Genomic DNA, 23,172 nt, shown 5'->3' on the forward strand with positions numbered 1-23,172 from the left:
GCCCCGTAGACGACGACGTGGTATAAAATACACGACGGCGGTGTCGACGCCCGGTTCAGTTCAGGTCCGACCACGCGCCCCAGAAGCGCTGGAGCGCGGTGAAGTGACCGACGACGGCGAACAGCACGAGCAGCAACCCGACCAGCGAGAGACCGGCGACGAGCGGTCCGGGGACGACGGCGGCGACGACGCCGACGAGGCCGACGAGCGCGAGTCGGTCCGCGCGACCCAGCAGGCCGCCGTACTGGCGACCGAGGCCGACCGCCTGAATCTGCGTCCCGAGGTAGGAAGTCATCAACACGCCCGTCACGGCCGCGAGACCGAGGCCGTAGCGACCGATTCCGGCCGCTAAACCGACCAACACGGCGATGTCGGCGTATCGGTCGAGAACGTGGTCCAGGAGGTCGCCGCCCGAGGAGGCGACGCCCTGTTCGCGGGCGAGCGCGCCGTCCAGCAGGTCGAGCCAGCCGTTGACGAAGACGAAGAACGCGCCCAGAACGTACCAGACGGTCGCGTCCGGCGACGCGACCCAGAACGCCCCGCCGGCGGCGACGGCGAAGCCGAAGGCGATGACGCTCACGCCGTCCGGTGTCAGTCCCAACTTGTTCGCGCCCGTCACGAGCGGGTCGAGCAGCCGGTCGGCGACGGGGCGCAGTTGGTCGAGCGTCATAGATACTCCAGGTAGTCGACCGTGCCGGCCGACGGCTCGCGGTCGCCGGCGACGACGGCGCGAATCGCCTCGGCGACGGCCGCCGGCGACCGGTCTGTCGTCTCGATTTCGTACACGGAGTCGACGCCGTTCTCTTCGACCGCTTCGGCGAGAATCACGTCGAGCGCTTCGCTCTCTCGGTTCTCCGCGGCTTTCGCCTCGTTTTCGCCACGGTCGAGGAGGCGAGATTCGAGCACGTCCGGCCGACAGCGGAGGACGACGACGCGGTCTGCGGACAGGAGGTGCGCGAGGTGGGACTCGACGACAGTCACGTCGCCGCCGTCGTCGTCGGAGTCGCCCGCTTCGCCGTACTCCTCGTCGACCCACGCCGCCAACTTCTGGACGTCGACGACCAGCGAGTCGCGCTCCTCGTCGCGTTCGGTCCAGAACTCACGGTCGCGCACCTCGTCGTTGAGGTGGGCGACGGCGAACTCGTCTTCGAGCAGCGCCGTGGCGCTCGTCTTCCCGGTGCCGGGCGTGCCGGTGACGGCGACTCTCATGCTTTGGCCTCGGTCAGAACGCGGTTGAGCGTCTCCACCGCGCGTTTCGTCTGCTCCTCGGTACCGCAGGAGATGCGGATGCAGGCGGGGAGTCCGAAACTCGAGCAGTCGCGGACGATGACGCCCTCTCGCTGGCAGGCGTCTGCGACGGCGGTTCCGTCACCGACCTCGGCGAGCACGAAGTTGCCCGCGCTCTCCCACGTCGGCGCGTCGAGGTTCTCGTACAGGTATTCGCGCGCCCAGCGTGCGCTCTCGACGCTCTTCTCGACGTGGTCGCCGTCGTCGAGCGCGGCGAGCGCCGCGCGGCAGGCGAGTTCGTTCGCCGCGAACGGCGTGTTGACTCGGGCGTAGGCGTCGCCCCACGTCTCGGGCACGACGGCGTAGCCGATACGGAGGCCGGCGAGACCGTACGCTTTCGAGAACGTGCGGAGGACCGCGAGATTGTCGTGGTCGCCGAGCAAGCCGACCGCGCTTGGCTGGTCGGCGTACTCGCCGTAGGCTTCGTCGACGACGACGAGCGTGTGGTCGTCGACGGCCGCGAGAAGCGAGACGAGTTCCTCGCGGGGGAACTCCGACCCGGTCGGGTTGTGCGGCGAGGTGAGGTAGACGACGCGCTCGCCGTCGTACGCGCCGAGGACGTTCTCGGCGGTCTGCGCGAAGTCGTCGCCCTTCGAGAGACCGTAGGTGGACGAATCGCCGTGGACGTACCGCGCGCTCATCGAGTAGTAGGCGAAGCCGGGTTCGGGGACGAGAATCCCGTCGCCCGGGTCGAGCATCGCGCGGTGGAGGTAGTCGATGGCGCCGTCGGCGCCGGGGCTGACCCACACCTGTTCGGCGGCCACGTCCCACTTCGACGCCAGTTTCTCCGTGAGGTCGGCGTGGGAGGTGGTCGGGTAGACGTCGAGGTCCGGCGCGGCCGCTTCGACGGCGTCGACCGCGTCGGGACTCGGCCCGTGGGGGTTCTCGTTCGACGAGAGTTTCACGAGGTCGTCGGGGTCGAGACCGAGTTCGCGGGCGACCTCCTCGATTCCCCGGCCGGGGACGTACGGTGAGTTCGCGGAGAGGTCCCGTGGTTCCATGTTCGGTACGTGTTTGTGGCGGGTCTTAAGGGTGCTTACACCGGACGAGAGGCGGGGACGACGACGGGAGTCCGCCGGCCTACAGACGGGGCCGTCGGTCGGGACGAGACCTCGAAAGTTTATGACCGAGAAGGGGACCACCCGCTTCCGTGAACTGACTTACGCCGCGACGGGGTCGAGGCGGGTGTACGGTGCGCCCCTCACGGAGACGATGCAACTCCGCAAGGGCGGCGACGAGGAGTACGTCGACGGTGCCGTCGTCGTCGAGGTGACCGACGAGAATCCGTAGTCGGTCACCGAAAGCCATACACTTAGTAAGCGTCGTGCGTCTCGCTCACCAATGACAGATAGATACGCCGACCGCCGGTCGGCGCTGTTCGAGGAACTCCCCGAGTCGGTCGAGACGGTGTACGTCGCCCCCAGCGAGACGCTTCGCTACCTCTCGGGGCTGTCGATGCACCAGAGCGAACGACCGACGCTGCTCGTGCTCTCGCGGGAGGCGGGACCGGCGGCCGTCCTCCCGGAACTGGAGACCGACCGCGCCGCCGACGCACTCGGCGACGACGTGCCGTTCTACACGTACGGCGACGCGACGGACCCGACGCGGGCGGCGAGCGAGGCGTTCGACCGGCTCGCCGCCGACAGGGCGTTGTCGGGCGAAGCCGCCGTCGAGTTTCGGTCGACCCGGGTGCTGGAGTACACCCTCCTCACCGACTACCACGACCCCGAGTCGATACGCGACCTCGAACCCGCCGCGGCGGCGCTCCGGGCCAGAAAGGACGAGTCCGAACGCGACTCGATGCGGAAGGCGGCGCGCATCAGCGACCGAGTGCTGCAGGAGACGTTCGAGGACATCGAAGTCGGCACGACCGAACGCGACGTGGAGCGAGCCATCGAAAAGCGCGTCATCGACAGCGACGCCGACGGCTACGCGGGCGGCATCGTCACCGCCGGCGAACGTACCGCCTTCCCGCACGCGAACACCGGCGACACGGAAATCGAGGAGGGCGACCTCGTGATGATAGACTTCTACATCCGGGTCGACGGCTACTTCTCGGATATCACCCGCACCGTCGCCGTCGGCGACCCCGGCGAGGAGTGCCGCGACATCTACGAAGTCGTCCGCGAGGCGGCTCGCGCCGGGCGCGAGGCCGTCGCCGAGGGCGTCGAGTATCAGGAACTCGACCGCGCCGCGCGGCAGGTCGTCGACGACGCCGGCTACGGCGACTACTTCCCCCACCGACTCGGCCACGGCCTCGGGTTGGAGGGTCACGAGCCGCCGTACCTGGTCGAAGGTAACGACGCGACGCTCACCGTCGGCAACGCGTTCACCGTCGAACCGGGCGTCTACGTCGACGGCGTCGGCGGCGTCAGAATCGAAGACGACGTGTTGTTGACCGAAGACGGAGCGGAAGTGCTGACCGAGACGCCGCGAGACCTGCGAGTTCTGTAGCGCCCGGCGGAGCGAGTCTGCGACTCGTCGGCCGGAGCGTCGGACCGCGGCGCCGGCGTTCCTTTTTCATCGTTTTGTCGCCAGCGAGTCCGACCGCCGGACGTATTTTTATGCGTAACTGCTCCGTAGAACGGCACGCTATGGAACTCACCTGGCACGGACATTCGACGTGGTACGTCACCGTCGGCGACACCGACCTGCTCATCGACCCGTTCTTCGACAACCCGAAGACGTCGCTCGACCCGTCGGACGTCGACGACCCCGACTACGTGCTCCTCACTCACGGCCACGCCGACCACATCGGCCACGCCGGCGAGTTCTCCGACGCAACGCTCGTCGCGGTGCCGGAGCTCGTCTCCTACGCGAAAGAGGAGATGGGCTTCGAGGACGCCGTCGGCGGCATGGGGATGAACATCGGCGGCACCGTCGAGTGCGGCGACGCCTACGTGACGATGCACCGCGCCGACCACACCAACGGCGTCAACACCGGCTACGAGTACGACGTCGGGATGCCGGGCGGGTTCGTCATCTCCGACACCAAGCCGACGCAGGTGTCCGACGACGAGTCGACCACCTTCTACCACGCGGGCGACACCGGCCTGATGACCGAGATGCGCGAGGTCATCGGTCCGTACCTCGAACCCGACGCCGCGGCGCTACCCATCGGCGACCACTTCACGATGGGCCCGTGGCAGGCCGCCATCGCCGCCGACTGGCTCGACGTCGACTACGCGTACCCGATGCACTACGACACGTTCCCGCCCATCGAACAGGACACCGACGACTTCCGGCGCGAAGTGGAGGCGACGGGGTCCGACGCCGAAGTCGTCGTCCCCGAAGCCGACGAGTCGTTCACCCTCGAAGAGGGGTACTGAACCGCCGGGAAGGTCGGCGTTCGCGACTGTCCGGATTTCGCGTCTTTCACCCCGCTAAAACGACCATTTTTGTGAACGGCAGTGGTTGAGAGAGATGTATGGCGAAAGAGGTACACACCGTTTCCGAGGAAGGGTACAGCGCGACCAGTCAGATACGGGAGTTCGAGGTGGATATCGACTCGAATGGCGAGGACGCCCCCGACACGCTCGAGAGCCTGCTCGCGGCGTACGCGTCCTGCTTCGTCCCGGCACTCCGCGTCGGCGGGCGCCAGCGGGGCGTCGACGACCTCGGGCGCATCGAGATCGACGTGACTGGGGAGTTGAACGACGACGACAAACTCGAGTCGGTCGCCTTCGACGTCCGCGTCGAACCGGCGCTCGAAGACGACCAGGGCAAGGAGATCCTCGAGCGCGCCTTCGAGCTCTGTAAGGTCCACGACGCGCTCAAGGAGAGCCTCCACGCGGAGACGACCATCGAGGGCGGGTCGGACTAACGCGCGACGGCCGGGTCCGGGTCGTCGCGTCGTCACGTCACGTCGCCCCCGCCCGGTATCGGTCCGACCGGTGCCGGTCCGTCGGCGATATTTCCCGGCGAGAACCGCCGAACCGTTACCGAGAACGAGCGAGTATTTTCCGGCGGAGCGGGGTATCAGTTGGTCGCCGATGAAGCAATCTTTAGGACGTTCCAGTTCCACGTTCGGTACGTATGACGGACATCCAGACGACGACAGTCAGCGAAGAGGGCTACGCGAGCACCAGCGAAGTCGGTGACTTCGAACTCTCCATCGACGCCACCAACGAGCAGGGGCCGGACCCGAACTCGGTTCTCGTCGCGGACTACGCGTCGTGTTTCCTCCCCGCGTTCCGCGTCGGCGGCTCCCAGCGCGGCTTCGACGACCTCGGCAAACTCCAGATCGACGCCGAGGCCGACCTCGACGGCGACGACGACCTCACGGCGATTCGCTTCGACATCTACGTCGAGGCCGACCTCGGCGACGAGGTCGACGAAGTCGTCTCGCGCGCAGAGGACATCTGCCACGTCCACGCGGCGCTCCGCGAGGAACTTCACGCCGACGTCGCGGTCAACGACGGCGCGTTCTGAGCGCGCGCTCGTAAACGCCGATTTTTCCGGAACTGGAGGGCGGAGAGTCGCTACTGTCGACGGTAGCTTCGATAGCTCATCGCCTGTCCGTCGACGATGACCGTCTCGCGCTCTTCGGGGTCGTACACGGGGCTCTGAGTCCGCTCGTCGCGGAAGCGGTAGGGACTGTCGTCGCCTTCCATACCCCCCGTTCGTCGTTCCCGTACAAAATTGTGAGGGGTGTTCTCACGAACCACGAATGTTCGGCGGTCGACTCAGTCGTCGGCCGCGACGGACGCGGACTCGTGGTCGACTGTCGTCCCGAGCACGTCGAGGAACTGCGAGAGCCACTCGGGGTGGTCCGACCAGTCGTGTCCGGTGACGAGGTTGCCGTCGGTGGTCACCTCGTCGACCCACGCGCACCCGGCGGCCTCGCACTCGGCGCGAACGGCGGGGTAGGAGGTCATCTCGTAGCCGTCGAGGACGCCCGCCGCGGCCAAGATTTGGGGGCCGTGACAGAGCGACGCGACGGGCTTTCCCTCCTCGAAGAAGTGGCGGACGTAGTCGAGGACCGCGTCGTACGTTCGGAGGTACTCCGGCGCGCGCCCGCCGGGGACGACGAGGCCGTCGTACTCCGCGGGGTCGACGTCGTCGAACGTCGCGTTGAGCGTGAAGTCGTGGCCGCGCTCCTCCAGATACGTCTGGTCGCCGCGGAAGTCGTGGACGGCGGTCTTGATCCGGTCGCCGGCCTCCTTCTCGGGGCAGACGGCGTCCACCTCGTGACCGATCATCTGCAGGGCCTGGAACGGCACCATTATCTCGAGGTCCTCGCCGAAGTCGCCGACTATCATGAGCAGTTTCTTGCCTGACATGGCGTGTGAGAGTGATTCACGCAGGGAGATAACGTTTCGTCGGGGCGAACCGGTCGCGGTTCCGATAAGTCCGGCTACCGGTCGCCGACGACCCGCTCGATGTCGGCGAAGGAGTCGAGGACGTAGTCGGGTTCGACCGCCGACTCGGCCAGCGCGCGGTCGTCGGCGATTCCGGTCTTCACGAGCACCGTCGTCATCCCCGCCGACGCGCCCAGCGCGATGTCGGTGTCGAGTCTGTCGCCGACGACGAGACACCGTTCGGCGTCGTGACCGAGGCGGTCGAGGGCCAACCGGCGGGCGTGCGCGGAGGGTTTACCGAGCGTCGCGTCGGGCGAGCGACCGACGACGCCCGCGACGGCGTGGGTCATCGCGCCCGACCCCGGCAGGTCGCGGTCGACCGCCGGGATGGTCATGTCGGGGTCGGTGCTCAAGAACGGAACCGACTCGTCTTCGAGCGCGACCATCGCCGCCACGAGGTCGTCGTAGTGGAACCCGCGGTCGATAGAGACGACGACGGCGTCGGCGGCCGTCGGGTCGGCCGTGACGGTCAACCCCGCGTCCTCGAACTGGTCGGTGAGGCCGGTCTCGCCCACGACGAACAGCGAGTCGTTCGCGTGCTCGGCTTCGAGGTACGCCGTCGTCGCCGTCCCCGAGGTGAGCACTTCGTCGGGGCCGACGTCGACGCCGGCGCGGGCGAAGCGCTCGGCGTACGCCGGGGGCGCTTTCGTCGGGTTGTTCGAGAAGAAGACGCGGTCGACGCCCGCCCGACGCAGGGCGTCGAGTCCGCTCGTCGCTCCCGGTATCCGCTCGTTACCCCTGAGAACCGTCCCGTCGACGTCGAGTACTGCCCCGCGAAACTCCATCGTCCCTCGTACGCCGTCCGCGATGTTGAACCCGGCGGTGGCCGAACGGTCGCACCGCCGCCGACGAACAGCGTTCGGTCGCATCCGTCCCCGTGCGGGGCGTTTTCACGGCGAGAGTCGGAGTCGAACCAAAGAACAATGTACTCCCAACCCCTCTATCGGACACCGTGACGAACACGCAGTTGACGCTCATCCAGATAGACAACTACGGACCCTGGACGGTCACCCCCGAACCGAGACGGGAGATGGACCTCCAGACGCTGCAGTCTCGCCTCTTTGCGGACCTCGCGCAGTTCGTCGGCAGCCGCGACGGCTACGCCTTCTTCACGCGCTTCGACAACATGGTCGCGGTGACCAACGGCCTCGATCGCGCCGACCACGAGCTCATGCAGGAGTCGATTCGGAACCGCTATCCAGTCACCCTGAGCCTCGGCGTCGGCGTCGACGAGGTGCCCGTCGAGGCCCTCGAACGGGCGACCGAGGAGATTCAGCTCGCCGGCAGCGCCCAGGACGGCGACCGCCGCGAGGTGCTCGGCGGCGAGTTCCGCGCCTCCTCGGGCACCGACGACCTCAACATCGCCCACTTCGACGTCAACGACGCCACCGGCAAGTACACCGACCGCCTCAACGAGTTCGACTCGTTCATCCACATCGAGCAGGGCTACGCCAGCCTGATGCGCCACATGCGCGAGGCGCACGGCGCGCTCTCCTTCTTCGTCGGCGGCGACAACATCATCTCCGTCTGCCCCTCGCTGTCGGAGAGCGAGTACCGAAGCGCCATCGAACACGTCGAGTCGGAGGTCGGCGTCGAACTGAAGGTCGGCGTCGGCGCGGGCGAGAGCGCCCACGTCGCCGGCTTCGCGGCCAAGCACGCGCTCGAAGACTGTCGGCACCGCGGCACCGACGTCGAGTTCGCGGCCGCACCGGCGCACGTCGGCGACGACTGACCATGCCCGCACGCTCCGTGACGTTCACCGCGCCGCGCGAAGTCCGCGTCACGGAGTCCGAGATTCCGACGCCCGACCCCGACGAGATGCTCGTCGAGACGACGTACTCGGCTATCAGCCCGGGGACGGAACTGCTCATCTACCGCGGAGACGCCCCCAGAGAGCTGAGAGCCGACGAGACCATCGGCGCGCTCGACGGCTCGCTCGACTACCCGCTCCGGTACGGGTACGCGGCCGTCGGTACCGTCGCCGCCGTCGGCGCCGACGTCGACGAGGCGTGGACGGGCCGGCGCGTGTTCGCGTTTCGTCCCCACGAGAGCCACTTCTGCGCCTCGCCGAGCGAACTCCACGCGGTGCCCGACGACTGCTCGATGGCGACGGCGTCGCTGCTGCCGAACGTCGAGAGCGCGGTCAACTTCGCGATGGACGGCCGACCGATGGTCGGCGAGCGCGTCGTCGTCTTCGGGCAGGGGCTGGTCGGTCTGCTGACGACGGCCGTGCTCTCGTCGTTTCCGCTCGACGAACTCGTCACCGTCGACGAGATCGGCGAACGACGGCAGCTATCCAGAGAGTTCGGCGCCGACGAGAGCATCGCCCCCGAGGAGGTCGGCGAGCGATTCGACCCGTCGGGGCCACTGGACGGCGGTGCGAGCGGACGCGTCGGCGACGGCGCGGACCTGACGTTCGAGCTGTCGGGGAACCCCGCCGCGCTCGACGCCGCCGTCGGCGCGACGGGGTACGACGGCCGCGTCGTCGTCGGGTCGTGGTACGGGACGAAACCGGCGACGCTCGACCTGGGCGGGCGGTTTCACCGCAGTCGCATCCGACTCGAAAACAGCCAGGTGAGCACGCTCGACCCGCCGCTTCGCGGCCGATGGGACAACGACCGACGCCTCGACGTCGCGTGGGACTACCTCGCGGAACTCGACGTCGAACGCCTGCTCACACACCGTGTTCCCGTCGGCGACGCCGAACGCGCCTACGAGTTGCTCGATTCGAACGCCGAAGCCGCCGTGGGTATCCTCTTTACGTACCGCGACCCGTAACGAGAGTATGTACTCGGTAACCGTCCGCCGGTCGTTCATCGCCCAGCACTTCCTGACGGTCCCCGACCCCGGCCCGGAGGGCGAGTTGCACTCGCACCGCTTCGACGTCGAACTCCGGTTCGAGGGTCCGACGCTGAGCGAGTACGGCTACCTCGTCGACATCGACGACGTGAAGGCGGCGCTGTCGCCGGTCGTCGAGCGGTACCGCGACGCGACGCTGAACGATCTCCCGGAGTTCGAGGAGGAGAATCCGAGCGTCGAGCGACTCGCGCGGATTCTCTGCGAGGCGGTCGTCGACGAGGCGACGCTCGACGGCCCCGAACGGGTCCGCGTGACGGCGTGGGAGGACGAGGAGGCAGCGGCGGCGTACGAGACGGCGCTCTGAATGCGCGTCGGCCTCCTCGTCTACGGCGACCTCGACGAACGCTCCGGGGGCTTTCTCTACGACCGCCGGCTCGTCGACCACCTGCGCGAACGCGGCGACGACGTCGTCGTGTTCTCGCTACCCGAGCGCGGATATCTCCCCTCTCTGGCGGACAACGTCGACACCTCGCTGTCGCGCCGAATCCGCGCTGCCGACCTCGACGTCCTGCTACAGGACGAGCTCTGCCACCCGTCGCTGGCGTGGTTCAACCGTCGACTCGGCGTCGACGCACCGGTCGTCGCCGTCGTCCACCACCTCCGCGTCGACGAGACGCGCCCGACGTGGCGAAACGCGCTCGTTCGGCGTCTCGAACGGGCGTATCTCCGGTCGGTCGACGCGTTCGTCTGCAACAGCGAGACGACGCGCCGGGCCGTCTCGACGCTCGTCGGCGACGGCTCGGCCGGGACTACCGAACCGTCGGTCGTCGCCTACCCGGCGGGCGACCGCTTCGGGACGACGGTCACCGGCGCTCGCGTCCGAGAGCGCGCACGCGACGGCCCGCTTCGCGTCGTCTGCGTCGGCAACGTCACGAGACGCAAGAACGTGGAGACGCTCCTGGCGGGGTTGGCGCGAGTCCGCCAACGCTGGGAACTCGTCGTCGCCGGGAGTCTCACCGGAGACCCCGAGTACGTCGAAGAACTCCGCGCCGCCGTCGACCGGGCGGGGCTGGCCGACCGCGTCCGTTTCACCGGCCGACTCGCGGACGCGGAACTGGCGGCGCTGTACGAGCGAAGCCACCTGTTCGCGATGCCCTCGACGTACGAGGGGTTCGGCATCGCCTACGTCGAAGCGATGGGGTTCGGACTCCCGGTCGTCGCGTCCGCCTCCGGCGGCGCGAGCGAACTCGTCGCCGACAGAACGAACGGCTATCTGGTCGACCCCACCGACCCGACGGAGGTGACGGACGCCGTCGCCCCGCTGTGTCGGAACCGCGAACGCCTCGCGCGGATGGGGTTGGCGGCGTTGGCGACGTACGGAGCGCACCCGACGTGGGCAGAGACGGGCGCGCGCATCGCGGCGTTTCTCGACTCGCTCGTCGGTTCGGATTCGGTCTGAGCGGCCGGTTCGACTCGGCGCCGGCCGGGTCGTGCCGAACGGCTGCGTCGGTGAGACGACGGTAGGACGGTCGTCGGGAGACCGCGGTCGATGTCGAAGAGCGAAGGACGAGCGGCGGCGGAGAACGGCGGCGGAGAGCAGTAGTCAGGCGAGCGGCGGCGGCGAAGAACGACGGCGGAGAGCAGTAGTCCGCGAGCGGTGGCGGCGGAGAGCGGCGGTCGGGCGTGCTACTTCCGCTCGCGGTGGCGGCGTTGCGCGTCGGTGCCCGAGACGAGTTCGAGTTCCGGGACCTGCTCGTGGACGGCGAGCGGACCGTGTACCTCGCGGACGTGCTGTCGGAGGTTCGGGACGCCCACGGCGACGAACTGTTCGTCACAGCCGTCGACCGGGCACGGTCCGGTGTACCTGTACGGTTCGCCTCTGGGTCGGTCGCTCATCGCCGCTCTCTCCCGTCCATGGGGACGCCTACGTGTCTCCGTATGTAAACCTTCTTTTTTGTGATTGCGGATTCAGTGGTAGGAGGGGCTCGGACTCGGCTCCGCGTTCTCCCCGTCGAACGGACGACTGTCGACTGCGGCGGTACGTCGGTACGCCTCCCGAAGAGGCGAACTTCGATGCGCTCTCGGGGGTCACAGTTTCGGCGTCGATGCCGGGCGCTAGACGCCGGCCGAGAGCTGATAATCTACCGTTCGGCAGTTTTTGGTAGTAACTTGGAGAAAGCTTATTATTAGAGAGTTCACCGAGTATCTTGATGTCCACGACCGGTCCGTTCCGAAAGTCGACTCGTCAGAGCGAGGGTTCGCAGCACTCGAGCCGGGAACTGAAACTGGGGAGTCCGCCGACCACCGCCGTCGAAGACGGAATCAGCGACGAACAGATCGCGTGGCTTCAGCGGTTGGTCGACGCTCGGAGGAGCGACAGAGAGCCGAAGTCGCGCGACGAGTAGCGGCCGGCCGCAGTCGAGAAGCGCCGGTCGGAGCGGATGGTTACCGGAAACCGCCTTCGGGGAGTGCGCACGCACTGCTCGACGGTGGGTGTCGCGAGGAGTTAGTGGGGTCGGAGGGATTTGAACCCCCGATCGACTGATATCTCCGGTCCGCCTCGGAACTCCAGAGGGTCGTCGTCGCGAACCGATGATCAGTCGGTCGCTCGGTATATCAGTCTGGAGTTTCGTCCCGGGCGTCGCCTCTGGAGTCAGTCGCCATGCCGGGCTTGGCCACGACCCCTCGTCTTCTCATTGTCGCAAAACCACTAAAGGGGTTTCGATTCGGTTACCGGTCGTCGTCGGCCCACTCGCAGTCCTGACATTTGTAGCCGGTGACGAACTCGGTGACGCTCGGCATGTACCCGACGCTGAGGACGTTGCCGCCGCACTCCGGGCAGTCGAAGTCGGCGTCGTCGATGCTGTCGGCTTCCATCGGGCGTTCGCCCTCGACCAGTTCGGCGAGTCGTTCGGCCGTCACCATCCGGCCTTCAACGACGCGATTGCTCATACGTCTCCCAGACGACGAACCCACCTAAGTTCTCTGTCTTCGTCGACACACCGCCATCGGCCCCGAGATTTACCAATCTACGAAGCGAACTGTACGCTATGGTTGACGTCAGTGGACACATCGGAATCGCACTGTTGGCACTCTCACCGGCGTGGTTTCTCGTCGACCGCGAGTCGGCGGTGGCGTTCATCGCCCTCGGAACGCCGTTCGGAATGCTACCTGATATCGACCTGTACCTGAGCAAGGCGGTCGCGACGGTCCAGCACCACGGGGTCACCCACACGCTTCTGTTCGTGGGTATCGTAAGTGCCGTGCTCGGTCCGCTTCTGGGTCGAACGCTCGTCCCGTGGTTGGCCGACCGAGGGTCGCTGTCGCGGGCGGCGGACGCACTCGACCGACCGTCGACGTTCGCCGGATTGGCGGTGTTCGTCGGCGGGGCCGCTCACGTGTTCGGGGACATCCTCTCGGCACCTGACATCTCACAGCCGATAGAACCGCTGTGGCCGCTCGTTCCGGGGAGCGTCGGCATCGACGTCGTCTACTACAACTCGAACCCGGTGAACTTCGGACTGCTCGCCGCGGGCGTGTTGGTCAACGTCGGGTTCTGGTGGTGGCGGAAGTAGCGTCGGAGCCGAAACGGGGCGGTGAACCGTCGGCGTTCAGAGCCACGGCGCGCGCGAGTCGTCCTCGCCGGGGTAGCCGTACGCGGGACCGGACTCTTCTTCGGGGTCGTCGTCCCCGTGGACCGCCGACCGCGGGGCGTCGCCGCCGTCGGCGACCGGGTTGTCGGCGACTCGGCCGTCCGAACGCCGGTCGTCGGACACCCGGCCGGTGGGCGGCCGGTCGTCGTAGTCGCTCGGTTCGCCCGTCTCCGCGGCGTCGGCGTCGTCGGACGCGCTGGGGTCGTACGAGAACGCAGCCGTCACGCAGAGCACGCCGAGCGCGACTGGGTAGTGGGTGTTCATGATGCCGAGCACCGACAGCGCCAGCATCGCCAGCGCCACCGAACTCCCGAAGCGGAACAGGTCGATGTCGACCTTCCCGCGCAGGTGGTCGCCGAAGACGGCGACGCCGAGCGCGAAACCGACGCCGACGCCCGCGGCGGCCGCGCCCGCGAGCACGGTCACGGGGTCGAGGTCGACGACCAACTGCGCGCCGGCGGGGTCGAAACTCGCCACGAGACCGAGGCCGATGATGACCGCCGGACCCGGCAGATACTTGCCGACCTCGGCGCTCGCCGTCTTCGCCGCGATAGCGATGATGACGACGCCGGCGAAGCGCTCGAAGATGGCGATGTTCAGCAGACTCTCGATGGTTCCCGCGAGGGCGGCCTCCACGGCCGCCAGCGGAATCAACACGGCGCCCAAGAGCAGCACCGACTGTATCTGTTCGCGCCGCGTCCCGTCCATCTCCGCGAGGATGACCGCCATCGTCGCGGAGCCGCCGAAGATGAGAAGCCCCGTCTCGACGATTCCCACCGGTGAGAACATCGTCGCGCCGCTGGCGGTCGTCGTCGTCAGCGCCCCCGCTAACACGAGCGCGGGGAAGATACCGTCGACGAGCGGCAGCGCCATCACGGTCGCCAGGAGACGCGTCGCGCCGCCGACCTGCTGCTCTAAGCGCAGCGCAATCGGGTGCTGTGAGACACTCATCTGAGACTAACGGCCGTCACCTTCGGCCAGACGGTGATACGAGCGCAAGCCCGAGGACGCGGACCACCACGGTCGTCCTCCGCCTACAAACCCCGATTTAATTGTGAGCCACATCGCTGTAAAGAGGGTGCCGGAGTTGCAGTCTGGTCGACCGGCAGTGCGCAGTGCGGCTGAACTCTCGGAGTTCATGGCTGAACTAATTCGGACAGAACTATTAAGTGTTGTGTGGGAAGCGAGTGCATACGGCAGCGTACTCGCACTCTAATTTATAAGCCGAACCTACGATTTGACGAATAGTTACTCGTTTTGCTGTAGTATCCACGACGGACCGCTTCGTATCGGGTAAATATTGCACCGAACGGCGAACCGTCCGCCGTGACGCCCAAATATATACACATAGATGTATAGTACTCGCGATTACAGTGAGAAACATCCGCAAGTGGATGCTATCTCGCAACGTTTTTGTCCGGACGGCCGGGACCCCTTACATGGCGAACGACGTTCCCGACGACACGTTCTCGGAGAAACTACGAGTACCGGAAGCGCTGACGTTCGACGACGTCCTCCTGCGACCGATGGAGAGCCGCGTCGAACCCGACGACGCGGACGTGGCGACGCGAGTCTCGAAAAACGTCGAACTCAACATCCCCGTTCTCTCGGCGGCGATGGACACCGTCACCGAGAGCGGCATGGCCATCGGGATGGCCCGCGAGGGCGGTCTCGGTGTACTGCACCGGAACATGCCCGTCGAGGCGATGGTCGCCGAGATCGAACGCATCAAGCGCGCGGACGAGCTCGTCATCCGCCGCGAGAACGTCGTCACGGCGCACCCGAGTCAGACCGTCCGCGAGGTCGACGCGATGATGGAGTCCGAGGGCGTCAGCGGCGCGCCCGTCGTCGACGACGACGACATCGTTCTCGGCATCATCTCCGGCACCGACATCCGTCCGTACCTCGAAGTCGGCGAGAGCGACGAGGTCCGCGAGGCGATGACCGACGAGGTCATCACCGCCGGCGAGGACGTGACCGCCCGCGACGCGCTCGAACTGATGTACGACTACAAAATCGAGCGCGTCCCCATCGTCGACGAGAACGACCGCCTCGTGGGACTGGTGACGATGCAGGGCATCCTCCAGCGCCGCGAGCACGAGCACGCCGCCCGCGACGACGAGGGGCGACTCGTCTGCGGCGTCGCCGTCGGCCCGTTCGAGACCGACCGCGCCGTCGCCGCCGACGGGGCGGGCGCGGACGTGCTGTTCATCGACTGCGCGCACGCGCACAACCTCAACGTCATCGACAGCGCCCGTAGCATCAAATCCGAGGTCGACGCCGACGTGGTCGTCGGCAACATCGGCACCCGAGAAGCCGCCGAGGCCGTCGTCGACTTCGCCGACGGCGTGAAAGTCGGCATCGGGCCGGGGTCCATCTGTACGACCCGGGTCGTCACCGGGTCGGGGATGCCCCAGATAACGGCCGTCGCCGAAGTCGCCGACGTCGCGAGCAGGGAGAACGTCCCGGTCATCGCAGACGGCGGGATTCGCTACTCCGGCGACGCCATCAAGGCCATCGCCGCCGGTGCGGACGCGGTGATGCTCGGTTCCTACTTCGCGGGGACCCAGGAGGCGCCCGGCCGCGTCATCACGATGAACGGCAAGAAGTACAAGCAGTACCGCGGCATGGGCAGCGTCGGCGCGATGCGCTCGGGCGGCGGCGACCGCTACCTCAAAGACGCCGACGAGGACGAGGAGTTCGTCCCCGAGGGCGTCGAGGCCGCCACCCCGTACAAGGGGACGCTCGCCTCCGAGCTCCACCAGCTCGTCGGCGGCATGAAGTCCGGGATGGGCTACGTCGGCGCGGAGACGCTCCCCGGGTTCAAAGAGCGCGCCCGGTTCGTCCGCGTCTCCTCGGCGGGCCAGACCGAGGGCCACCCCCACGACGTGATGATCACCGACGAAGCGCCGAACTACAGTCCGCAGGAGTAAACGGCCGGACGCCGGCGCTTCGTTCGACGCCGGACGGCGAAGTCGATTTTACGACGGGTCGGTCGGAACGAAGGAACAGTTATTAATCGTTATGTTGTCGATTCGACTCTGATGGACACCGCGGAGTTACGTCGAGCGCTCGAAGACGCCGAGCTATCGCAGTACCAGGCCGACGCGTACACGGCGCTGCTCCGACTGGGTTCGGCCAGCGCTACCGAACTCGCCGACGCCTGTTCGGTTCCGACCGCCCGAATCTACGACGTTCTCCGCGACCTGGAGGCGAAGGGGTACATCGAGACGTACGAGCAGGATAGTCTCCACGCCCGCGCGAACGAACCGCAGGCCGTGCTCACCTCGCTTCGGGGCAAAGCCGAGCGGTTCACCGCCGCCGCCGCCGAAATCGAGGAGCGCTGGGAGCAACCCGCCGTCGACGACCACATGGTGAGCATCGTCAAGCGTTTCGAGACGGTGTTCGACCGCGCCCGCGACATCGTCCGCGAGGCGGAGACGGAGGTGCAGGTGTCGGCGACCGCCGAGCAGTTCAGGCGGCTTCGGCCCGCGCTCTCGGCGGCGTACGACAACGGGGCGGTCGTCAGCGTTTCGCTTCACACCGATTCGGAGACGACCCCCGACGCCCTGCCCGAGGCGAGGGCGTACGAGGGAGTCGCCACGGAGGTCCGCCACCGGCGGCTGCCGGCGCCGTTCATCGTCCTCGTCGACCGGAGCCAGACCTGTTTCACGCCGCACGCGCGCTCGGTCAACCGATACGGCGTGCTCGTCGACGACTACACGCTCACGTACGTCTTCCACTGGTACTTCCAGACGTGTCTCTGGGAGGTGTGGGAGACAGTGTACGATGCGCGCCCGACCGAACCGCCGCTCGTCTACGCCGACATCCGACGGTTCGTCCGCGAGATGGAGCCGTTGCTCGACGACGGGGCGACGATTCAGGTCCGAGTCGAGGGGTTCGACACGCAGAACGGGGAGGCGACGTCGTTCACGGGGACGCTCGTCGACGTCTCGTACGCCGGAACGTCGACGAACGGCGAGCCGCCGCTGTCGCAGCTGGCGGGCGAAACCGCACTCACGGTGGACGTCGACGGCGAGACCAGAACCGTCGGTGGCTGGGGAGCGGTCGTCGAGGATATCGAGGCCAACAGGCTGACCGTCGAATCGGTTCCGTAGCCGAAGAGGACAGATTTCTTACAACAGCGCAGCTGCTATTTCACTCACAAGAGGTATCTTGATATAGCGTCGTCCGCCATGGAGGTGATATGGGCGTTTGCCGGGCAACGAGGGGAGGCCGATGACCGACGAACCGCCGCTGGTGCTCGTCGTCGAAGACGAAGCCGACCTCGCCGACCTCTACGTGGCGTGGTTGGACGACGAGTACCGAGTCCGTACCGCGTACGGCGGTCACGAGGCGCTCTCGGAGTTGGACGACGACGTCGACGTCGTGCTTCTCGACAGACGGATGCCGGGTCTCTCGGGCGACGAGGTTCTCGACGCCGTCAGGGACCGGGGTATCGACTGTCGCGTCGCGATGGTGACCGCCGTCGAACCCGACTTCGACATCGTCGAGATGGGGTTCGACGACTACCTCGTCAAACCGGTCACCCGCGAGTCGCTTCTGGGGACCGTCTCGGACCTCCTCCTTCGGAGCGAGTACGACGACGGCGTCCGCGAACTGTTCGCGCTCGCCTCGAAGAAGGCCGTACTGGAGGCCGAAAAAGACGAGTCGACGCTCGCCGAGACCCCCGAGTACCGGCAACTCGACGCGCGACTCAGCGAGGTGCGGTCGAATCTCGACGAACGGTTACAGGGCGTCGACCACGACAGTTTCGTCGGGATGTACCGAGATATCGACCGCGAGGACTCGTTCGGGTTCGACGAGTTCGACGAGTAATCGACCCTCTCTGGTCAGTTCTTCCGCCTCGGTGCCGGTTATCGCCGCCCGTAGCCCCACTCTTCCATCACGTCGACGACGTCGCCGACGTTCCTGAGCCCGGCCGTGACGACCGCTTCGCGCACGTCCAGCGACATCACGTCGTCGCCGTCGAATCGGTCGGCGAGTTCGCGTTCGAGCGCGTCGAGCCGTTCGGCGGTCGTCGGTCGGACGTAGACGGGGAGCGCGTCGCGGTCGGCTTTCACCGTTCGACGGGCGAAGATGAACGGCAGTTCGACGGCGTCCGAACCGGCCGACGCGTCGGCTCGGTCGGCAGCGGACTCGGCTTCGGCGTCCGGCTCTCCGTCGGGCGTCGACGTTTCGGCACCGTTCTCGACGTTCGCCGGGACGTCGCCGTAGGTGTCGCCCGCGGCGCCGTACCGGTCGTCTTTGGTCATTGCGCCACCTCCACGTCGAGCGCCGCCTCGACGCTCCCGCGTTCGACGATGCGGGCGACGGTGTCGAACTGGTCGAGCAGGTCCTCCTCGTACGGACGGAGGTCTCTGGTCTCGGCGCTGTCGGCGAACTCGAAGACGCTCATGTGGTTGCGCCACGCCTCCTTCAGCACGTCGCGCTTGCGGACGCCGAACGGCGTCACCGGCTTGCCGTCGGTCTCCAGTTCCTCGCGGACCTCCCGGTAGATGTTGGAGTCGCCGACCTCGTTGGGGACGACCGCGAGGATACCGAGCGCGAACGCGTCGTCGAACGTCCGGAACCCGCGTTCCATGCTGTCGAGCGTATCCTCCAGACCGTCGATGGAGACGCTTCCCTTCCGCGTGAGCTCGATGGGGATGACCACGTCTCGCGCGGCGACGAGCGCGTTGTCGACGAGGACGTTCAGCGTCGCCGGGGGGTCGACGAGGAAGTAGTCGTACTCGCCCGCCAGCGGCGACAGCGACGAGCGCAACTGGAACTCGCGCAGCGAGGTGTTGCGCGCGGCCATCTCGCTCTCGATGTTCGCCAACCCCTCGTGAGACGGAATCAGGTCGAAGTCACCCGCGTCGACGACGAGCTCGGACGCGTCGCGTTCCTGGTCGAGGAGAACGTCGCCGAGGTGGTCGTCGTCGGTCGTCTTCAGGTCGCCGAAGCCGACGTGATCTGTCAAGCTACCGAGTTGCGGGTCCAAATCGACGACGAGGACGTCCGCATCCCGCCGCCCGAGCGCGGCCGCCGTGTTCGTCGCCATCGTCGTCTTCCCGACGCCGCCGGATTCGCTCCACATCGTCACTGCCCGTTTCATGGCCTGCGCTTTCGCAGAGCCGTACATAAATCTCCGTCAGACAATCGCGCCGTCGAAACCCGCTGGATAGCTCCGCTCATACCTTCTTAGACATATATCTGGAAATATGTCTGGAAATCAATCCGGGTAGATTTCCAGATATCTGTGTGGAAATTCGATAGACGGCGTCCCCGCCTCAGGTGACCCTTCCTCTCGGAGGCCGGACGCTGTTTCTGCTCGGAAGGGGATTCGTCCTCGTGTCGACCGTCGTCGATTTGCTTTCACGGCGTTCGGCCGTCTGTGTAGCCGGTGAGCATTTCCTCGTACGCCGGCTCCGCCGTCGTTCTACCGGCGCTTCGAAAACAGTTATTCTGGCGGCGTCTCGATTCGCCCCATGCAGGACTCTGCACGCGTACAGAAAGCGATCCGTGAGTACAAACTTCGGAGACTCATCTCGCTCGGATTCTTCGTCGCGTTTCTCGTCGCCGTGGGGACGCTCCAGTTCGGCGGCGATAGTACTCTCGCCGTCGTGTTTTCTCTCGCGGCGCTTGTGCTCACCGTCGTGATCGGTATGCGACTCTGGCAGTGACCTCGAATTCGGGAAGTCGACACCGATGCAGATGCGGGCTGCCTCGACGGTCTCGTCACCTCCACAGTTTCGTCGAACTTCAACGACCCGACGCCCGTGTGAACTGAAATCCGGTCCGATCCCAGAGCCGGCAACGCCGAGCGGGACCGGGACCTGGCTACTGCACCGCTCTGGACTGTCGCTGGGTCAGCAGCCTACGGTGCGAGCGTGAGGCCGTCTTCGGCAACGACTACGTCGCCGTCGAAGACCGACTCGGCATCGCGTTGCATTGCGTCGAGGTCGCGGTACGGCATGATGTGCGTGAGAACGAGCGTCTGCACGCCGGCGTCCTGCGCGATCTCACCGGCGTCTGTCGCATCACAGTGATTGGCGGTCAACGTAGACCTGTCGAGTCCTTCTTCTCCTGCTGCATGCTGTGGCCACACGAACTGCTCGTCCGCGTTCGGGACGCGGTCTTCATCGACTGGGGCGGTGTTGCAGTCCTGAACGAGGATGTCCGCGCCGTCGGCGAACTCGGCGAGCGACGGGATTTTCCGTGTGTCACCGGAGAAGACGATCGACGACCCCGTTTCGTGCTCCTCGAACCGGTAGGCGTACGTCTCGACCGAGTGCTCGACTGACACTGCGTCTATCTTCCAGCCGTCCATCTGGCGACTGAACCCGTCCGTCACGAGTTCGGTTTCGATACCGGAGATGCCGTCCGTCGGGTAGATATCCTTGCGGTACTCGATGTCTTCCGCGTAAACGTCGTACAGCGCGTCGACGAGCCGGTCGGTGCCGTCCGGGCCGTACACCGTGAGCGATCCACGACCGGCCTCGGTCCAGCTCGTGAAGGCGAAGTGGAAGAACGACGCGTTGTGATCCATGTGATGGTGAGTGAAAAACAGCGTCTCGATCTCTCCCATATCGACGTCGGCGTCCATCAGGCCGTAGACCGTCTTGGGCCCGCAGTCGACCATCACCGTGTCGCCTGCGACGTCGATCACGAGGCTCGTGCCGCCACGTTCCGGAATCGGAACAGGACTTCCAGTCCCGACGAGGGTGATCTCCATGGAAGAGCGTACCACAGCTTCGCCTTTGTATGTTCGTGCCTCTACCCGACGTGCGGTCCCGTACGCGCTCTAGGCCGAGTCTCCCGACGGAACGTGGCAAGAACGCACTTGTCGCTAGCCTCCCGAAGAATGAGTAGATGGCTTCGGAGTGAGACGAGGGCACAGGAACTGCAGTCGCGCTCGGAGCCGGAGTAGCAACTGGCCCTGCAACAGATCAACTACCGATGGAGAGATTTCCCTCGAACTACGCTTCGCCGTCACGGTCGACGACGGACGGTCCAAATAATGAGTCGACTCTGTTCTCCTGCTCGAGGCTCTCGGGCGTTACGAACCGTCGACCTCAACCACGTAGGACGTCATCGTCTGGATCTTCGCATCCTTCGCGTGGCTACTGAACTCGTAAACGTCGCAGAAGGCGTACACCGTGCCGTCGGCGAGGTTCACCGTCCCGTCTACCGACGCGGTCGCTCCGTGCGTGATGACGTGGTCGATGGTCAGCGCCGTCGTGTCGACGTCGACCATCTCCTCGACGGCGTCGGCGAAGTCGTCTCGTCCGCTGATCTCTCGGTCGCTGACGATGGTCCATTCGACGTCGTCGGTGACTGTATCGAGGAGACACTCGACATCGTTTTCGGCGAACGCGACGTTGAACTCCTTGAGGAGCGCCTTCTTTGGGGCGTTTCCGCAGTCCTCCCCGACGTGACCGTCGTCATATTCGGACGTCCTCGTCGGCCGTGCCGGCGTACGCTTCCTCCAGCGTCTCGATGTCGAGTTTCTGCATCCCGAGCATCGCCTCAGTGACCCGCCCCGCCCTCTCAACATCCTCGTCTCTCTGGAGTTCGGTAAGGACCGACGGGACGACCTGCCACGAGACGCCGTACCTGTCTTTCAACCAGCCACACCGGCCCTCTTCCCCGCCGTTCGCGGCGAGTTCGTCCCAGTAGTAGTCGACTTCGTCCTGATCGGAACAGTCGACGAGGAACGAGATCGCCTCGGTGAAGCCGAAGTCGTGGTCCTGAGCGCTGTCCATCGCTGCGAAATGTTGGTCGCAGAGCGTGAAGTCGGCGAACATCACCGTTCCCTCCTCGTCCGGCGGCTGGTCGGGGCCGTAGCGAGCCACGTCGTTGACCCCGGCGTCGTCGAACACCGACGCGTAGAACGCCATCGCGTCCTCCGCCTGGCCGCACCGTTCGCCGACGAACATCAGGGACGGAACGATCGTTCGGTCCGGAACGTCGTCGGCGTGGATCACCTGCCACGAGACGCCGTAGGCGTCCTCGGTCCAGCCGTACCGGTCGCTGAACGGGTACGAATCGAGGGGCATCAGCGGTTCGCCACCCCCCGACAGCTCTGCCCAGAGCTCGTCGACTTCCTCCCTCGTCGGACAGTTGACGACGAACGAGATCGCCGGGGTAAACTCGAATCGAGGGCTACCGTTGAGCGCGAGGAACGACTGTCCCTCGAGCTCGAACTCGATGGTCAGGATACTGCCTTCCGGTCGGCCCGAAGCCTCCGCTGACATCTCGTCGTACCGACTGATGGCGCCGACTGACGAGTCGTCGAAGATATTCGTATACCGGTTCACCGCCTCCTCCGCGTCGCCGCCGAACCAGAGGTTCGGAGTGATCTTCTGCACGGTCACGCCTCCCGGTATCTCGACGATACGGGGTCGGTCGTTCGCGTTTTCTGCTCGGCTTGACGGTCTATTGGTGGCATCGTTGGTCTCCGTTCGTGGTCTCACTCCGTCTCCAGTTGCTCCTCGACTTCGTCTTGGGCCTCCTCCCAGGCAGGGTAGGCGCGCTCGATCTTCTCGCGGCCGGTCGGGGTCAGCTTCAGTTTGCGCATCCGGTCGTCGTCTGACTCTGCCTCGTCGATCCAGCCTTCGTCTTCGAGTCGGTTCGCACTCCGGGTGAGCGACGTCCGGTCGAGTCCGAGGAGGTCGGCGAGTTCCCCCAACGGAGTCGGTTCTGTCTGTGCCAACGCAGCGAGGATGGAGAACTGCGTCGCCCGTAGGCCGTGGGGACGAAGCTTCTCCTCGTAGAGCCGCGTGATTTCACGCGCTCGTTTCCGTGCGGCGAGACAGTGGCAGTTCTTGGTGGCGGAGAGGTCCACGCGGGTGGTACGCGGCACGTGCATATACACGTATCTGTCCTGTCGGTTTGGTTCGTGCCGAAACGAGACGAGTTGAAGAGTGTGCGCTCACGATTCGCATCTACGGACCGGTGTCTCGCTCAGAGAGTGCTGAAACCGTTCGCGGTCGAACACACCTCCCGCGGATCCTGCGTCGGCCTTCCGAAAATGTACGGCCTATCCCGGTTGGGCAGAATCGGTATCG

The 23,172-nt window shown here is 66.2% G+C and carries 30 protein-coding genes and 1 tRNA gene; 15 read left to right on the plus strand and 16 right to left on the minus strand.

Annotation, left to right across the window (positions count from 1 at the left end; translation table 11 throughout):
- Positions 1–55: 55 nt before the first annotated feature.
- The 3 genes from DV709_RS02530 to hisC are packed head-to-tail and all read right to left on the minus strand — an operon-like array spanning position 56 to position 2,288.
- Positions 56–670 carry a CDP-alcohol phosphatidyltransferase family protein gene (locus DV709_RS02530; protein WP_117591459.1) on the minus strand — a complete coding sequence of 205 codons (615 nt, stop codon included), beginning with the start codon at positions 668–670 and terminating at the stop codon, positions 56–58.
- Entirely contained in the window at positions 667–1,209 is a 543-nt protein-coding gene (locus DV709_RS02535) for an adenylate kinase family protein (protein ID WP_117591461.1), read from the minus strand. The genes DV709_RS02530 and DV709_RS02535 overlap by 4 nt, the downstream gene beginning before the upstream one ends.
- Positions 1,206–2,288 (minus strand): histidinol-phosphate transaminase, encoded by a 1,083-nt coding sequence (gene hisC, locus DV709_RS02540; RefSeq protein ID WP_117591463.1) that lies wholly within the window; start codon positions 2,286–2,288, stop codon positions 1,206–1,208. Before hisC ends, DV709_RS02535 begins: the two co-directional genes overlap by 4 nt.
- Before the next feature lie 121 nt (positions 2,289–2,409).
- Here hisC and DV709_RS17570 point away from each other — a divergent pair, with 121 nt between their 5' ends.
- The 5 genes from DV709_RS17570 to DV709_RS02560 all read left to right on the plus strand — a co-directional run bounded on the left by DV709_RS17570 (position 2,410) and on the right by DV709_RS02560 (position 5,718).
- Entirely contained in the window at positions 2,410–2,577 is a 168-nt protein-coding gene (locus tag DV709_RS17570) for a hypothetical protein (protein ID WP_157972626.1), read from the plus strand.
- Positions 2,578–2,628: 51 nt separating this feature from the next.
- The gene (locus tag DV709_RS02545; protein WP_117591465.1) at positions 2,629–3,741 is read left to right on the plus strand and encodes a M24 family metallopeptidase; all 1,113 of its coding nucleotides are present in this window, start codon (positions 2,629–2,631) and stop codon (positions 3,739–3,741) included.
- A gap of 140 nt (positions 3,742–3,881) precedes the next feature.
- Complete coding sequence (locus DV709_RS02550) at positions 3,882–4,616, plus strand: metal-dependent hydrolase (protein ID WP_117591467.1); 735 nt, start codon at positions 3,882–3,884, stop codon at positions 4,614–4,616.
- A 98-nt stretch (positions 4,617–4,714) separates the two neighbouring features.
- The gene (locus DV709_RS02555; protein ID WP_117591469.1) at positions 4,715–5,110 is read left to right on the plus strand and encodes an OsmC family protein; all 396 of its coding nucleotides are present in this window, start codon (positions 4,715–4,717) and stop codon (positions 5,108–5,110) included.
- A gap of 212 nt (positions 5,111–5,322) precedes the next feature.
- A complete protein-coding gene (locus DV709_RS02560; RefSeq protein WP_117591471.1) occupies positions 5,323–5,718 on the plus strand; it encodes an OsmC family protein in 396 nt (131 codons plus the stop codon).
- 50 nt (positions 5,719–5,768) lie between these two features.
- On the opposite strand, the gene DV709_RS18295 is transcribed toward DV709_RS02560, so the two are convergent.
- The 3 genes from DV709_RS18295 to DV709_RS02570 all read right to left on the minus strand — a co-directional run bounded on the left by DV709_RS18295 (position 5,769) and on the right by DV709_RS02570 (position 7,432).
- Entirely contained in the window at positions 5,769–5,900 is a 132-nt protein-coding gene (locus DV709_RS18295) for a hypothetical protein (RefSeq protein WP_256360025.1), read from the minus strand.
- Positions 5,901–5,972: 72 nt separating this feature from the next.
- Positions 5,973–6,569 carry a DJ-1/PfpI family protein gene (locus DV709_RS02565; RefSeq protein ID WP_117591473.1) on the minus strand — a complete coding sequence of 199 codons (597 nt, stop codon included), beginning with the start codon at positions 6,567–6,569 and terminating at the stop codon, positions 5,973–5,975.
- A gap of 74 nt (positions 6,570–6,643) precedes the next feature.
- The gene (locus DV709_RS02570; RefSeq protein ID WP_117591475.1) at positions 6,644–7,432 is read right to left on the minus strand and encodes an HAD-IIA family hydrolase; all 789 of its coding nucleotides are present in this window, start codon (positions 7,430–7,432) and stop codon (positions 6,644–6,646) included.
- A gap of 167 nt (positions 7,433–7,599) precedes the next feature.
- Between DV709_RS02570 and DV709_RS02575 the strand changes: the two genes are divergently transcribed.
- The 4 genes from DV709_RS02575 to DV709_RS02590 are packed head-to-tail and all read left to right on the plus strand — an operon-like array spanning position 7,600 to position 10,905.
- On the plus strand, positions 7,600–8,379 hold the full coding sequence (locus tag DV709_RS02575) for a GTP cyclohydrolase III (RefSeq protein ID WP_117591477.1): 780 nt from the start codon (positions 7,600–7,602) through the stop codon (positions 8,377–8,379).
- Between the two features lie 2 nt (positions 8,380–8,381).
- Complete coding sequence (locus tag DV709_RS02580; protein WP_117591479.1) at positions 8,382–9,425, plus strand: zinc-dependent alcohol dehydrogenase; 1,044 nt, start codon at positions 8,382–8,384, stop codon at positions 9,423–9,425.
- Between the two features lie 7 nt (positions 9,426–9,432).
- Positions 9,433–9,810, plus strand: coding sequence for a 6-pyruvoyl trahydropterin synthase family protein (locus DV709_RS02585; protein ID WP_117591481.1), 378 nt, complete (start codon positions 9,433–9,435; stop codon positions 9,808–9,810).
- Positions 9,811–10,905: a glycosyltransferase family 4 protein gene (locus DV709_RS02590; RefSeq protein ID WP_117591483.1), complete on the plus strand. Its 1,095-nt coding sequence runs from the start codon at positions 9,811–9,813 to the stop codon at positions 10,903–10,905.
- A 227-nt stretch (positions 10,906–11,132) separates the two neighbouring features.
- Here the strand turns inward: DV709_RS02590 and DV709_RS02595 are convergent, their stop codons facing one another.
- Complete coding sequence (locus DV709_RS02595) at positions 11,133–11,342, minus strand: hypothetical protein (RefSeq protein WP_117591485.1); 210 nt, start codon at positions 11,340–11,342, stop codon at positions 11,133–11,135.
- Positions 11,343–11,656: 314 nt separating this feature from the next.
- Here DV709_RS02595 and DV709_RS02600 point away from each other — a divergent pair, with 314 nt between their 5' ends.
- Entirely contained in the window at positions 11,657–11,851 is a 195-nt protein-coding gene (locus DV709_RS02600) for a hypothetical protein (RefSeq protein ID WP_117591487.1), read from the plus strand.
- Between the two features lie 105 nt (positions 11,852–11,956).
- Here the strand turns inward: DV709_RS02600 and DV709_RS02605 are convergent.
- Positions 11,957–12,131 (minus strand) — tRNA-Trp (locus DV709_RS02605).
- A gap of 45 nt (positions 12,132–12,176) precedes the next feature.
- The gene (locus DV709_RS02610; RefSeq protein ID WP_117591489.1) at positions 12,177–12,398 is read right to left on the minus strand and encodes a DUF5795 family protein; all 222 of its coding nucleotides are present in this window, start codon (positions 12,396–12,398) and stop codon (positions 12,177–12,179) included.
- A gap of 98 nt (positions 12,399–12,496) precedes the next feature.
- Between DV709_RS02610 and DV709_RS02615 the strand changes: the two genes are divergently transcribed.
- Positions 12,497–13,021, plus strand: coding sequence for a metal-dependent hydrolase (locus DV709_RS02615; protein WP_117591491.1), 525 nt, complete (start codon positions 12,497–12,499; stop codon positions 13,019–13,021).
- A 36-nt stretch (positions 13,022–13,057) separates the two neighbouring features.
- Here DV709_RS02615 and DV709_RS02620 read toward each other — a convergent pair whose 3' ends face one another.
- Positions 13,058–14,050: a DUF5794 domain-containing protein gene (locus DV709_RS02620; protein WP_117591493.1), complete on the minus strand. Its 993-nt coding sequence runs from the start codon at positions 14,048–14,050 to the stop codon at positions 13,058–13,060.
- 488 nt (positions 14,051–14,538) lie between these two features.
- Here DV709_RS02620 and guaB point away from each other — a divergent pair, with 488 nt between their 5' ends.
- The 3 genes from guaB (at position 14,539) to DV709_RS02640 (ending at position 17,938) form a co-directional block, all read left to right on the plus strand.
- On the plus strand, positions 14,539–16,032 hold the full coding sequence (gene guaB / locus DV709_RS02630; RefSeq protein WP_117591496.1) for an IMP dehydrogenase: 1,494 nt from the start codon (positions 14,539–14,541) through the stop codon (positions 16,030–16,032).
- A gap of 111 nt (positions 16,033–16,143) precedes the next feature.
- Positions 16,144–17,217, plus strand: coding sequence for a TrmB family transcriptional regulator (locus DV709_RS02635; protein ID WP_117591499.1), 1,074 nt, complete (start codon positions 16,144–16,146; stop codon positions 17,215–17,217).
- Positions 17,218–17,338: 121 nt separating this feature from the next.
- Positions 17,339–17,938 carry a HalX domain-containing protein gene (locus tag DV709_RS02640; RefSeq protein ID WP_117591501.1) on the plus strand — a complete coding sequence of 200 codons (600 nt, stop codon included), beginning with the start codon at positions 17,339–17,341 and terminating at the stop codon, positions 17,936–17,938.
- Positions 17,939–17,976: 38 nt separating this feature from the next.
- Here the strand turns inward: DV709_RS02640 and DV709_RS02645 are convergent, their stop codons facing one another.
- Positions 17,977–18,375, minus strand: a complete 399-nt coding sequence (locus DV709_RS02645) for a hypothetical protein (protein WP_117591503.1) — start codon at positions 18,373–18,375, stop codon at positions 17,977–17,979.
- Positions 18,372–19,217, minus strand: a complete 846-nt coding sequence (locus DV709_RS02650) for a ParA family protein (RefSeq protein WP_117594036.1) — start codon at positions 19,215–19,217, stop codon at positions 18,372–18,374. Before DV709_RS02650 ends, DV709_RS02645 begins: the two co-directional genes overlap by 4 nt.
- Before the next feature lie 373 nt (positions 19,218–19,590).
- Here DV709_RS02650 and DV709_RS02655 point away from each other — a divergent pair, with 373 nt between their 5' ends.
- The gene (locus tag DV709_RS02655) at positions 19,591–19,785 is read left to right on the plus strand and encodes a hypothetical protein (protein ID WP_117591505.1); all 195 of its coding nucleotides are present in this window, start codon (positions 19,591–19,593) and stop codon (positions 19,783–19,785) included.
- A 194-nt stretch (positions 19,786–19,979) separates the two neighbouring features.
- Here DV709_RS02655 and DV709_RS02660 read toward each other — a convergent pair whose 3' ends face one another.
- From DV709_RS02660 to DV709_RS02675, 4 genes are all read right to left on the minus strand, one after another.
- On the minus strand, positions 19,980–20,837 hold the full coding sequence (locus tag DV709_RS02660) for an MBL fold metallo-hydrolase (RefSeq protein ID WP_198665633.1): 858 nt from the start codon (positions 20,835–20,837) through the stop codon (positions 19,980–19,982).
- Positions 20,838–21,161: 324 nt separating this feature from the next.
- Positions 21,162–21,656, minus strand: coding sequence for a nuclear transport factor 2 family protein (locus DV709_RS02665; protein ID WP_198665634.1), 495 nt, complete (start codon positions 21,654–21,656; stop codon positions 21,162–21,164).
- Positions 21,547–22,473: a VOC family protein gene (locus tag DV709_RS02670; RefSeq protein ID WP_117594040.1), complete on the minus strand. Its 927-nt coding sequence runs from the start codon at positions 22,471–22,473 to the stop codon at positions 21,547–21,549. The genes DV709_RS02665 and DV709_RS02670 overlap by 110 nt, the downstream gene beginning before the upstream one ends.
- Before the next feature lie 101 nt (positions 22,474–22,574).
- Positions 22,575–22,949 (minus strand): MarR family winged helix-turn-helix transcriptional regulator, encoded by a 375-nt coding sequence (locus tag DV709_RS02675; RefSeq protein ID WP_157972627.1) that lies wholly within the window; start codon positions 22,947–22,949, stop codon positions 22,575–22,577.
- Between the last annotated feature and the right edge of the window lie 223 nt (positions 22,950–23,172).

The sequence above is a fragment of the Haloprofundus halophilus genome, assembly GCF_003439925.1.
Lineage (GTDB): Archaea > Halobacteriota > Halobacteria > Halobacteriales > Haloferacaceae > Haloprofundus > Haloprofundus halophilus.

Excerpts from the sequence above, each read along its gene's own strand:
- DV709_RS02530 (WP_117591459.1), bottom strand. The coding sequence starts at position 670 with ATGACGCTCGACCAACTGCGCCCCGTCGCCGACCGGCTGCTCGACCCG.
- DV709_RS02535 (WP_117591461.1), bottom strand. The coding sequence starts at position 1,209 with ATGAGAGTCGCCGTCACCGGCACGCCCGGCACCGGGAAGACGAGCGCC.
- hisC (WP_117591463.1), bottom strand. The coding sequence starts at position 2,288 with ATGGAACCACGGGACCTCTCCGCGAACTCACCGTACGTCCCCGGCCGG.
- DV709_RS17570 (WP_157972626.1), top strand. The coding sequence starts at position 2,410 with ATGACCGAGAAGGGGACCACCCGCTTCCGTGAACTGACTTACGCCGCG.
- DV709_RS02545 (WP_117591465.1), top strand. The coding sequence starts at position 2,629 with ATGACAGATAGATACGCCGACCGCCGGTCGGCGCTGTTCGAGGAACTC.
- DV709_RS02550 (WP_117591467.1), top strand. The coding sequence starts at position 3,882 with ATGGAACTCACCTGGCACGGACATTCGACGTGGTACGTCACCGTCGGC.
- DV709_RS02555 (WP_117591469.1), top strand. The coding sequence starts at position 4,715 with ATGGCGAAAGAGGTACACACCGTTTCCGAGGAAGGGTACAGCGCGACC.
- DV709_RS02560 (WP_117591471.1), top strand. The coding sequence starts at position 5,323 with ATGACGGACATCCAGACGACGACAGTCAGCGAAGAGGGCTACGCGAGC.
- DV709_RS18295 (WP_256360025.1), bottom strand. The coding sequence starts at position 5,900 with ATGGAAGGCGACGACAGTCCCTACCGCTTCCGCGACGAGCGGACTCAG.
- DV709_RS02565 (WP_117591473.1), bottom strand. The coding sequence starts at position 6,569 with ATGTCAGGCAAGAAACTGCTCATGATAGTCGGCGACTTCGGCGAGGAC.
- DV709_RS02570 (WP_117591475.1), bottom strand. The coding sequence starts at position 7,432 with ATGGAGTTTCGCGGGGCAGTACTCGACGTCGACGGGACGGTTCTCAGG.
- DV709_RS02580 (WP_117591479.1), top strand. The coding sequence starts at position 8,382 with ATGCCCGCACGCTCCGTGACGTTCACCGCGCCGCGCGAAGTCCGCGTC.
- DV709_RS02585 (WP_117591481.1), top strand. The coding sequence starts at position 9,433 with ATGTACTCGGTAACCGTCCGCCGGTCGTTCATCGCCCAGCACTTCCTG.
- DV709_RS02590 (WP_117591483.1), top strand. The coding sequence starts at position 9,811 with ATGCGCGTCGGCCTCCTCGTCTACGGCGACCTCGACGAACGCTCCGGG.
- DV709_RS02595 (WP_117591485.1), bottom strand. The coding sequence starts at position 11,342 with ATGAGCGACCGACCCAGAGGCGAACCGTACAGGTACACCGGACCGTGC.
- DV709_RS02600 (WP_117591487.1), top strand. The coding sequence starts at position 11,657 with ATGTCCACGACCGGTCCGTTCCGAAAGTCGACTCGTCAGAGCGAGGGT.
- DV709_RS02610 (WP_117591489.1), bottom strand. The coding sequence starts at position 12,398 with ATGAGCAATCGCGTCGTTGAAGGCCGGATGGTGACGGCCGAACGACTC.
- DV709_RS02615 (WP_117591491.1), top strand. The coding sequence starts at position 12,497 with ATGGTTGACGTCAGTGGACACATCGGAATCGCACTGTTGGCACTCTCA.
- DV709_RS02620 (WP_117591493.1), bottom strand. The coding sequence starts at position 14,050 with ATGAGTGTCTCACAGCACCCGATTGCGCTGCGCTTAGAGCAGCAGGTC.
- guaB (WP_117591496.1), top strand. The coding sequence starts at position 14,539 with ATGGCGAACGACGTTCCCGACGACACGTTCTCGGAGAAACTACGAGTA.
- DV709_RS02635 (WP_117591499.1), top strand. The coding sequence starts at position 16,144 with ATGGACACCGCGGAGTTACGTCGAGCGCTCGAAGACGCCGAGCTATCG.
- DV709_RS02640 (WP_117591501.1), top strand. The coding sequence starts at position 17,339 with ATGACCGACGAACCGCCGCTGGTGCTCGTCGTCGAAGACGAAGCCGAC.
- DV709_RS02645 (WP_117591503.1), bottom strand. The coding sequence starts at position 18,375 with ATGACCAAAGACGACCGGTACGGCGCCGCGGGCGACACCTACGGCGAC.
- DV709_RS02650 (WP_117594036.1), bottom strand. The coding sequence starts at position 19,217 with ATGAAACGGGCAGTGACGATGTGGAGCGAATCCGGCGGCGTCGGGAAG.
- DV709_RS02655 (WP_117591505.1), top strand. The coding sequence starts at position 19,591 with ATGCAGGACTCTGCACGCGTACAGAAAGCGATCCGTGAGTACAAACTT.
- DV709_RS02660 (WP_198665633.1), bottom strand. The coding sequence starts at position 20,837 with ATGGAGATCACCCTCGTCGGGACTGGAAGTCCTGTTCCGATTCCGGAA.